Annotated in this window: 8 protein-coding genes; 5 read left to right on the forward strand and 3 right to left on the reverse strand. The window is 74.5% G+C overall.

Annotated elements, in window-relative coordinates:
* Positions 1-34 precede the first annotated feature (34 nt).
* Positions 35-949, forward strand: a complete 915-nt coding sequence (locus tag ADK60_RS03565; RefSeq protein WP_053643165.1) for a LysR family transcriptional regulator — start codon at positions 35-37, stop codon at positions 947-949.
* 20 nt (positions 950-969) lie between these two features.
* Here ADK60_RS03565 and ADK60_RS03570 read toward each other — a convergent pair whose 3' ends face one another.
* Together ADK60_RS03570 and ADK60_RS03575 are read right to left on the reverse strand one after the other, a co-directional pair.
* The gene (locus tag ADK60_RS03570; RefSeq protein WP_079008018.1) at positions 970-2,607 is read right to left on the reverse strand and encodes a S8 family peptidase; all 1,638 of its coding nucleotides are present in this window, start codon (positions 2,605-2,607) and stop codon (positions 970-972) included.
* A gap of 183 nt (positions 2,608-2,790) precedes the next feature.
* Positions 2,791-3,030 carry a hypothetical protein gene (locus ADK60_RS03575; protein ID WP_053643169.1) on the reverse strand — a complete coding sequence of 80 codons (240 nt, stop codon included), beginning with the start codon at positions 3,028-3,030 and terminating at the stop codon, positions 2,791-2,793.
* A gap of 215 nt (positions 3,031-3,245) precedes the next feature.
* Between ADK60_RS03575 and ADK60_RS03580 the strand changes: the two genes are divergently transcribed.
* From ADK60_RS03580 to ADK60_RS03590, 4 genes are all read left to right on the forward strand, one after another.
* Positions 3,246-4,175 carry an aminoglycoside phosphotransferase family protein gene (locus tag ADK60_RS03580; protein WP_053643171.1) on the forward strand — a complete coding sequence of 310 codons (930 nt, stop codon included), beginning with the start codon at positions 3,246-3,248 and terminating at the stop codon, positions 4,173-4,175.
* A gap of 144 nt (positions 4,176-4,319) precedes the next feature.
* Positions 4,320-4,454 (forward strand): hypothetical protein, encoded by a 135-nt coding sequence (locus tag ADK60_RS47420; protein ID WP_286163533.1) that lies wholly within the window; start codon positions 4,320-4,322, stop codon positions 4,452-4,454.
* A 118-nt stretch (positions 4,455-4,572) separates the two neighbouring features.
* Positions 4,573-6,153 carry a hypothetical protein gene (locus ADK60_RS03585; protein WP_053643172.1) on the forward strand — a complete coding sequence of 527 codons (1,581 nt, stop codon included), beginning with the start codon at positions 4,573-4,575 and terminating at the stop codon, positions 6,151-6,153.
* A gap of 177 nt (positions 6,154-6,330) precedes the next feature.
* Complete coding sequence (locus ADK60_RS03590) at positions 6,331-6,609, forward strand: hypothetical protein (protein WP_045942974.1); 279 nt, start codon at positions 6,331-6,333, stop codon at positions 6,607-6,609.
* A gap of 107 nt (positions 6,610-6,716) precedes the next feature.
* Here ADK60_RS03590 and ADK60_RS03595 read toward each other — a convergent pair whose 3' ends face one another.
* Complete coding sequence (locus tag ADK60_RS03595) at positions 6,717-8,369, reverse strand: phospholipase D-like domain-containing protein (protein ID WP_234370931.1); 1,653 nt, start codon at positions 8,367-8,369, stop codon at positions 6,717-6,719.
* Between the last annotated feature and the right edge of the window lie 107 nt (positions 8,370-8,476).

The following is an 8,476-nucleotide window of genomic DNA, read 5'->3' on the forward strand; positions in this document are numbered from 1 at the left end:
AATGAATACCGGGCCTTCTCATAGACTTCGGACTATGAGTCGGGTTACGAGTCTCACCCTGCGCCAGCTGGAGGTCTTCCTCACGGTGGCCGACACCCTGCACTTCGGCCGGGCGGCCGAGCGGCTGCACATCTCCCAGCCGACGGTCAGCCAGGAGGTCGCCCGGCTGGAGCGGACCGTCGGGGTGGAACTGTTCGACCGCCGCCGCCGGTCCGTGCGGCTGACCTCCGCCGGGGAGGTGATGGCCGCCGAGTCCGCCCGGCTGCTCGACCAGGCCGGCACCCTGCTCGCCCGGGTGCGGCTGCACGAGGAGACCAGGCTCGGCACGGCGCGGATCGTCGCCTCCCCGACGGTGGTCAACCGGCTGCTGCCGGCCGTGGTGAGCCGGGCCGAGCGCGAACTGCCCGAACTCGTCCTGGCCGAGACCTCGGTGGACACCGGCCGGGTGTCCACCACCCTGGCGGGCGAACTCGCCGACCTCGGCCTCGGCCGCTTCCTCGACGACATCCCCGGCTACCGGCGCGAGCGGATCGCCGACGAGCCGGTGCACGTCGCCCTCAGCCGGGACCACCCGCTGGCCGGGCGGGACGCCGTCCGGCTGGACGAGCTCGGCGACCTGCCGCTGCTGCTGTGGCCGCGCGAACAGAGTCCGCGCTACTACGACCACGTGCTGGGGCTGTGCGCCGAACGCGGGGTGGAGCCACCGGTCCTGGTCGGCCCGGCCCGGATCGTCGGCTCCCGGCTCTACCTGCTGTCGCAGAGCCGGGCCTTCTCCCTCGTCCCCGCCTCGATGACCGGCCACCTCACCGAGGACGTGGTCACGGTGCGGCTGGCCGGCCGGGCCACGCTCCCGCTGGAACTCCAGTGGCGCCTGGACGACCGCCGTCCCGGGCTCGCCGCGCTGCGCGAGCTGGTCCGGGAGGAGGCGGCCGCCCTGGAGACCTGCTGAGCGCCCCCGCCGAGCGGTGCTCAGAACCGGAGCGACCAGCTGTTGATGGTGCCGGGGAAGTAGCCGCCGACGTCGGTCACCCGCAGCCGCCAGACCCCGGCCGCCGTGTGCGCGGAGGCGTCCACTCCGAAGAGGCCGACGAAGTTCGAGTAGGCCTCGCCGATGTCGGTGTCGTGCAGCAGGAACACGGCGCCGTCCGGGGCGACCAGTTCCACCTTGAGGTCGCCGCGCCACCAGTAGTCGATGTCCACGGCCACGTCCAGGTCGCGCGGCGCCCTGCCGCTCACACCGGTCACGGTGACCGGCGACTCGACCGTGCCCTTCCCTTCGAAGGTCACCGGCGCCGGCTGGGCGAACAGCGGGCCGCGCGGGCGGTTCGGCACCGTGCCGGTGTACAGCAGCCGGTCCGGGGAGCCCTGGCCGAGCTCGCGCAGCGAGCCGACGGTCGCCGCCGAGATCAGGGCCGCGGACACCTGGGCGGGCGTGGCGGCCGGACGGGACGACAGGTAGAGCGCGACGGCCCCCGCCGCGTGCGGGGCCGCCATCGAGGTGCCCGACATCTCGACCCCGAAGCCACCGAGGTCGCTCACGTACCAGGCCGACGTGATGGACACGCCGGGCGCGTAGAGGTCCACCAACGGGCCGTAGTTGGAGAAGTACGCCTGGGTGTCGTCGCGGTCGGTCGCCCCGACGGTGATCGCGCTGGGCACCCGGGCCGGGGAGTGCTCGTTCGCGTCGACGCTCTGGTTGCCGGCCGCGACGGTGTAGGTCAGACCCGAGGCGATCGAGCCCGCCACCGCCGCATCCAGCGCCGGGTCCGGGTCGCTGCCGAGGCTCATATTGACCACCGCCGGGCGGACGGCGTGCCTGGTCACCCAGTCGATCCCGGCCACCACCTGCTCGGTGGTGCCCTCGCCGTCGTCGTTCAGCACCCGGACCGAGACGATCTTCGCGGCCTTGGCGACGCCGAACGAGGCGCTGGCCACCGTCCCCGCGACGTGGGTGCCGTGGCCGTGGCCGTCGTCGGCGACGTCGTCGCCGTCGATCGCGTCGTAGCCGTACGAGGCCCGCCCCTCGAACTCCTCCGAGGTGATCCGCACCCCGGTGTCGATGATGTACGCCGTCACCCCGGCGCCCGCGGTGTCCGGGTAGGTGTAGCGGTCGTCGTAGGGGAAGCGCCGCTGGTCGACCCGGTCCAGCCCCCAGGAGTCCGGCGAGGTCTGCACGCCGTCGGCCCGCACCCGGCGGTTCTGCGAGACCACCGCCACCGAGGGGTCGGCGGCCAGCCGGCGCGCCTGCCGGGGCGTCAGCGCGGCCGAGAAGCCGGGCAGCGCCGCCTCGTAGCTGCGGCGCACCGTGCCGCCGTACGAGCGGGCCAGCGCCGCCGCCCCGTCCGCGACCGAACTCCGCTGCGCGGCAGCCGGCTTGAGCACCACCAGATAGGTGCCGGGAACGGCCTCGGGCGAGCCCTCGCCCTGCACGATCCCCTCCGGCACCGCCGCCGAGGCGGGCAGCGCCCCGCCGGCGCCGATCGACAGCGCGACGGCCGCGCCGAGCACCACGCAGATCCTGCGCAGGCGTATTCCTGAAACCACCGTCCGACCCCCTCCGGTCCGAGGCCCGAAACCGGCACCTCGCTCCCCCAGATCCTGACGCATCGTCAACTGACCGGCAACGGGCTGCGGTTGTGCTTCGTCGGCGACCGAACCCGGACCCGGGCGGACCGCAGGAGCACGGTGTTCCAGGACTGACACCGCGCCGGGCGGTGCGCTGTGTTCCGTACGGAATCGCCCCGGTCGGGGCGGGTTGCCGACCGGGTGGGGGCAGGCAGCATGGACAACTCACGCGACCGGGTCGTCGTCCTGCTGACCGGCCGGGTCAAGGTCCTGGCCGCCACCGAGGACGGCGGCCCGGCCGGTGAGCAGCCGCCCGTCGTCGCCCAGGCAGACCAGGGACGGCAGGTAGCGGCTGTTCTCGATCTCGACCGCCGCCGCTCCGCTCCCCGCGCCACCGGACTCCGTGCCGGGCTGCTCGGCACGGACGGCCGCAGTGGTGAAGCAGGCACCGAAGTCGATGGCCAACGACAGAACCCCCTCCGACAGCCGGGTGGAACCCCGCTCCGGCAACCGGCCCCCCGGGCCGGGGTGCCACCACCAGTCTCGGCACAGCGTCTGCCCGAGACACCGTCAGCTGACCGAATCCGGTGCCACTGCGCCGATTCGACCGCGCGGCCGGTCCGTGCGAGAGTCGGCACGGACGAGTCGGGGTACACCGCGGCCCCGCCGAGGAGGTTCCGATGAACACACCCGGCCCGGTCGACGTCCCCGAGGCCTTCGCCGCCTCCTACCGCGCGCACGGCGCCGCCGAACGCCGGTGGATCCGCGAACTCCCGGCCCTGGCAGCCGATTTCCTCGACCGCTGGAGCCTGCGCCCGGACGGTCCCGCCGCCCACGGCATGGCCTCCCTGGTCCTGCCGGTCCGCCGGCCGGACGGCTCCCCCGCCGTCCTGCGGCTGCAGCAGGTCCGCCCCGAGACCGCCGGTACGGCGGCCGGACTGCGGGCCTGGCGCGGCGAAGGCGCCGTCCTGCTGCTCGACCACCACCCCGCCAGCGGCACCCAGTTGCTCGAACGCCTCGACGCGACCCGCCCGCTCGGCACGGTGGCCGACGACGACACCGCGCTGCGGCTGCTCGCCGCACTGATGGCCCGGCTGACCGCCACCCCCGCCCCACCGGGCCTGCGCCGGCTCGACCGGATCGCCGCCGCGATGCTGGAGGAAGCACCCCGCGCGACCCCGGCCCTGCACGACCCGGACGAACGCCGACTGCTGCGGGACTGCGCGGCGGCGGTCGCCCCGCTGCTCGACGAGCCCGGCGACCGGCTGCTGCACTGGGACCTGCACGACGGCAACGTCCTGGCCGGCGAACGCGAGCCCTGGCTCGTCATCGACCCCGAACCGCTCTCCGGCGACCCGGGGTTCGAGCTGCTCCCCGCCATCGACCAGCGCTGGGACACCGTCCTCGCGGGCGCCGACGCGGGCCGCACCGTGCTGCGCCGCTTCGACCTGCTCACCGAGACACTCGGCCTGGACCGCCCCCGCTCCGCCGGCTGGACCCTCGCCCGGGTGCTGCAGAACGCCCTCTGGGACATCGAGGACGGCCGGACCGCGCTGGAGCCGACCCAGACGGCCATCGCCACTGCGCTGCTGCGCCACCGCCGCGGGTAGGGCCTGCCCGGCACACCCGGGCAAGCGACAGCCTCAGGCTCAAGAAACGCTCAGGAACGGTTCGTCGGCGGTCCGACCCGACATACGATCCGGGGTGAGGCGCGCCAGTCCCGTCGGCGCGCCCGGGATCGAGGGGGAACACTGATGAAGCGCATCATCGCGGGACTGTCGTCCCTGCTGTGGTTCGCCGGTCTGGGCGACCGGAAGCGCACGGCACAGCCGTACTCGCCGGAGGGCGACAACTACCGCCAGACCGCGGGCGGCGGCTTCCAGCTGTGAGCTGCGGGCCCTCATGAGGGCCCGCCCCCCGGGTCGGCCACCCGGCGGCGCGGCCTGGACCGGCGCCGGATCAGGCCCTAGCGTGATCCCCGCGATGTCGTCGGCACGGGGGGGTGCCATGCACGAGTACGTCCGTCCACCGAGCGCGCTGCCGCCGCCGAAGGGCGGGACCGGCCGACGCTCGACCGCATGGACGCTCGGGACCGGTTGCGCGGTCGCCCTGGCCTCGGCCTGGTCCGTGGGCACGCTTCTGGTGGTCCCCTGGCACCCGGCACCGCGCTGGGAGGTGCTGCTGCCCTTCGCCGTCACCGTGCTCCTCGGCCTCGGCTGGCTGCTCGCCTCCCGGCTCGCCCCGGCGCTCGAACCCGCCGAACCGGCCCCGCCCCGGCCCCGGCCGTCACCCGCCGAACTGCGCGGGATCGCGGCGCGGACGGCGCGGCGCTCCCGCCGGTCGGTCCTCACCGGCTGGGCGACGGTGCTGCCCGCGATCTGGATGGTCCCGGTCGTCCTCCTCACCGCGCACCAGCCGCTCGAACAGGATCTGATCGCCAGGCACGCGGCGCTGGTCGCCGCCGGGGCCCGGTGGACGGACAACACGGTGGCCCTCTCCACGGCAGAGGCAGCGGGGCGGCCCCGCGAGCACGGCCCGATGATCGCCGTGCACCCCGCCGGGCAGCCGGAGGTGTCGCTGGCGGTCGAGAACGTGCGCGGCAAGCTGGACCGCCTCGTGGCCGGGGACAACCTCCGGATCCTGCGCGACCTGGAGCACCCCGGTCTCGGGATGTTCCCGGAGCCCCTGCTCCCCCTGGTCCACCCCGGCCGCCCGTTCGCGAACCGCGCCTTCCTGGCCGTCCTCATTCCCATGCTGGTGATCTGGTGGCTCCTCCTGATCGGTGTCGTGGGGCGCCGGGCCCTGCTGCCGACCCGCTGGCTGCGGGTCGAGCGGTACCCGCTGACCGCCGATCCGCCGAGCACCGGCCCTGACGATCCTGACGTCTCCGACGACCCCGAGGACGCCACCCGCCCGCCGACCGACTGGCAGCGGGTCCGGGTCCACGGCACCGTCTTCGACTGGAGCTACCGGACCGGGGGCTCCGACGACAGCGACGTCGCCACGCGCTCGGGCCTGCGCCTCGACCCCGAGGCCGCCGACCCGTCACCGGACCCGGGTCCGGGCTCGCTCGCCTTCCAGGACTACGCCGACCGATTCGCCGACGCCGAGGTCACCGGCCGGACGGCCGTCCGGCTCGCCGGTGCCTCCGGGTGGCTCGGCCGCCAGACCGGCGGTACGGGCGGCCACTTCGCCGTCCTGGTGCTCGACAACGGCGAGACCCGCTGGGGCTTCGACCACCCCGTGACGCCGGACGGGACCGACGCGCCAAGCACCGGGCCGGCGGACGCGGGCCCGGACAGCGGTACCGCTGCCGGCACGGACACGGGCGCAGCGAAGGCACCCCTCCGCCTGCCGCCGCTGATGCAGGTCTTCGGGCTGGACGAACGGCTCGGCATGAGCGCCCTCGGCCTGTACCCGATGGGAGCGATCTGGCTGAACTCCACCGGCGTCCTCCGCCGTTTCAGCGGAGTGGGGGTGTTCGCGGTCGAGGTGGTCGTCGCCGCGGCCTGGACCGCCATGGGCTTCGGCGTGGCGGCCCTGGTCGAGCGGTGGCGGGCGCGGCGGCAGTCGGCACCGACGGGCTGACCGACACTCGACCGGCACTCGACCGGCTTTCGCCCCCGCGTCCGCCCCCGCCTCCGCGCCCGCCCGTTCCGTTCACGCGGGCGCGCACGGGGCGCACGGGGCGCACGAAGGGGTGGCTGGCATCGGCCACCCGGCCCCCGGCCGGAACCGCCCGGGTGACTCGCCGGTTGCACTCGCGTGAACCACCTCCGTCGCGCACTTCGCGGTACCGCACACCTCGTCACCCGGCTCTGCGCCGCCGTCGAGCACCTCGACACCCGCGCCGACGCGGCCCTCCGGGCCCGGCTGCGCCCGCTCGTCACCCGACTGGCGGACCTGGTGCGCCGGATGGCCGCGGCCAACTGCGGCGACGCGCTGGCCCGCCACCTCCCCTGCCGCGCCCGCGACCGCAACCGCGACCACGAGGGCAACCGCGCTCGCGCCCGGCGCCGGAACCGCTCCGCGCTCGACGACTGACGCACCGCCGGCCCCGGCGGACGTCCTGGAGGACGGTCCACCGGGGCCGGTCGGTCGCGCGGGTCAGGAACGGGTCAGGCGCAGGTCAGGAACGTGTCAGGCCCGGGTCAGGCCCGGCAGGTCCCGGTGGCCCAGTCGACGGTCGCCGTCGCCTGCGAGTACTTCCACTCCGGCGCGAGCAGCTCGCGGTCCAGCTGGGCGGCGGCGTTGCCGTCCTCGACGATGTAGCCGAAGTCCTGCAGCCAGGCCGGGTAGAGGTTCTTCGAGCCGATGTAGAAGGCCGAGTCGTCCACCGCGACCAGCTTGTGGTGCAGCGCGTACGGGTGGCCGTCGGCCCAGGTGGCGGTGGGCGCGGCGCGGAAGGTGGCGAGCTGCAGGTTGCCGCACATCGCGGCGGCGGCCTTCCCCTTGTCACCGGTGAGCGCGGTCAGCCGGGCCTTGAGCACGTCGCTGATCTCGGCGAGGGACTTGATCTGCGAGTAGCCGCCGCTGCCGACCGCGCCCCGGTTGGCCGGGTCGCTGACCACGATCCGCACCTTGACCCCGTCGGCGAGCTTGGCCGCGAGGGTGTCGTAGAGGCGGGCGTCGTAGCGGGCCAGCGGCGGGCAGGTGGCGTTGAGGTCCTGCTGGGAGATCTCGATGTGCTTGCGCGCACTGCCGACGAGGGCGCGCAGGGCGTTCTCCTCGGGGTTGACCGTCTCGTAGTCGCGGTCGGCGTTGGTGTTGTCGTGCAGGGTGAACATGCTGCACTTGGCGTCCGCCGCGCCCGCCACCGGCCCGGGCCGGTAGGCGGACTTGGTGTCGACGTCCTTGATGCCGACGCCGAGGCCGCCGACGGCGATCACCGGGATGCCGCCGGTGGCGACGGCCGGCGGGTTGAGTTCGCGCTCGATCGACGGGCGGCACTCGCCGCCGTCCGAGGAGGCGAACCACGCGTTGTCGAACACCCCGGTGCGCCCGCAGGTCCACTCCCAGAGGGTGTCCAGGTAGCGGGCGGCGGAGGTCGCGGCGGGGCCGTTCAGCGCGAGGTCGACGTCCGACACGGGGTGGGCGGTGTCGAGGTAGTCGTTCTTCCAGCCGTTGATGCCGCCGGAGATGACGGTGCGTCCGTCGACGACCAGGATCTTGGAGTGGTTCCAGGAGAAGGCGGTGCGCGAGGCCGTCATCGAGGCGATGTTCAGGCTGACCGAGGCGGCGGCCGGGCCGAGCTTGGCGACCAGCTCGTCCCGGTAGCGGGAGGGCAGCACATTGGCGTGGTAGACCGGCGCGGCGCCGACCAGGATCCGTACGACGGGGCGGTGGCCGGCCGCGACGGCGGCCTTCAGGCCGGCGACGATGGCGTCCTCGAAGCCGCCGTCGGGGAACGGCGCGAGGGTGGAGATGTCGACGGTGCGGGTCGCGGCGGCGACGTCGGCGGTCATCCTCGCCAGCAGGGCGCGGGTGCCGGGCCGGTCGGCGCAGGCGGGGTCGCCCCAGCAGCCGGGCGTCTGGAGCAGCCAGTCGGCCGGGTCGGCGGCGTTCCCGGCGCCGGGCAGGCTGTTGCCCTCGGTGCGCTGCCACACGGTGCCCTCCAGTCCGGGGGACACCTCCCGCAGGACGCGCTCGACGGCGTCGAGGTGGGTGGCCTCCGAGGCCGCCGGCGCCCCGGACGCCGCGTGGGCGGGCGCGGTGGGGACGACGGCGAGCAGGGTGGTGGCCGCGGCGGCGGCGAGGGCGGTGCGCAGCGCGCGACCGGAACGGCGGGAGCCGGGTCGGGACACGTGATGTTCCTTCAGAGCATGGCGGGCGGTTCGTGGTTCACCCGTCGGACGCCGCAACATTACCCAGAAGTAACTTCTAATCCAATTTGCACATGACAATGAGCCAC

This window comes from Streptomyces sp. XY431 (genome assembly GCF_001279805.1).
In the GTDB taxonomy this organism is placed as follows: Bacteria; Actinomycetota; Actinomycetes; order Streptomycetales; family Streptomycetaceae; genus Kitasatospora; species Kitasatospora purpeofusca.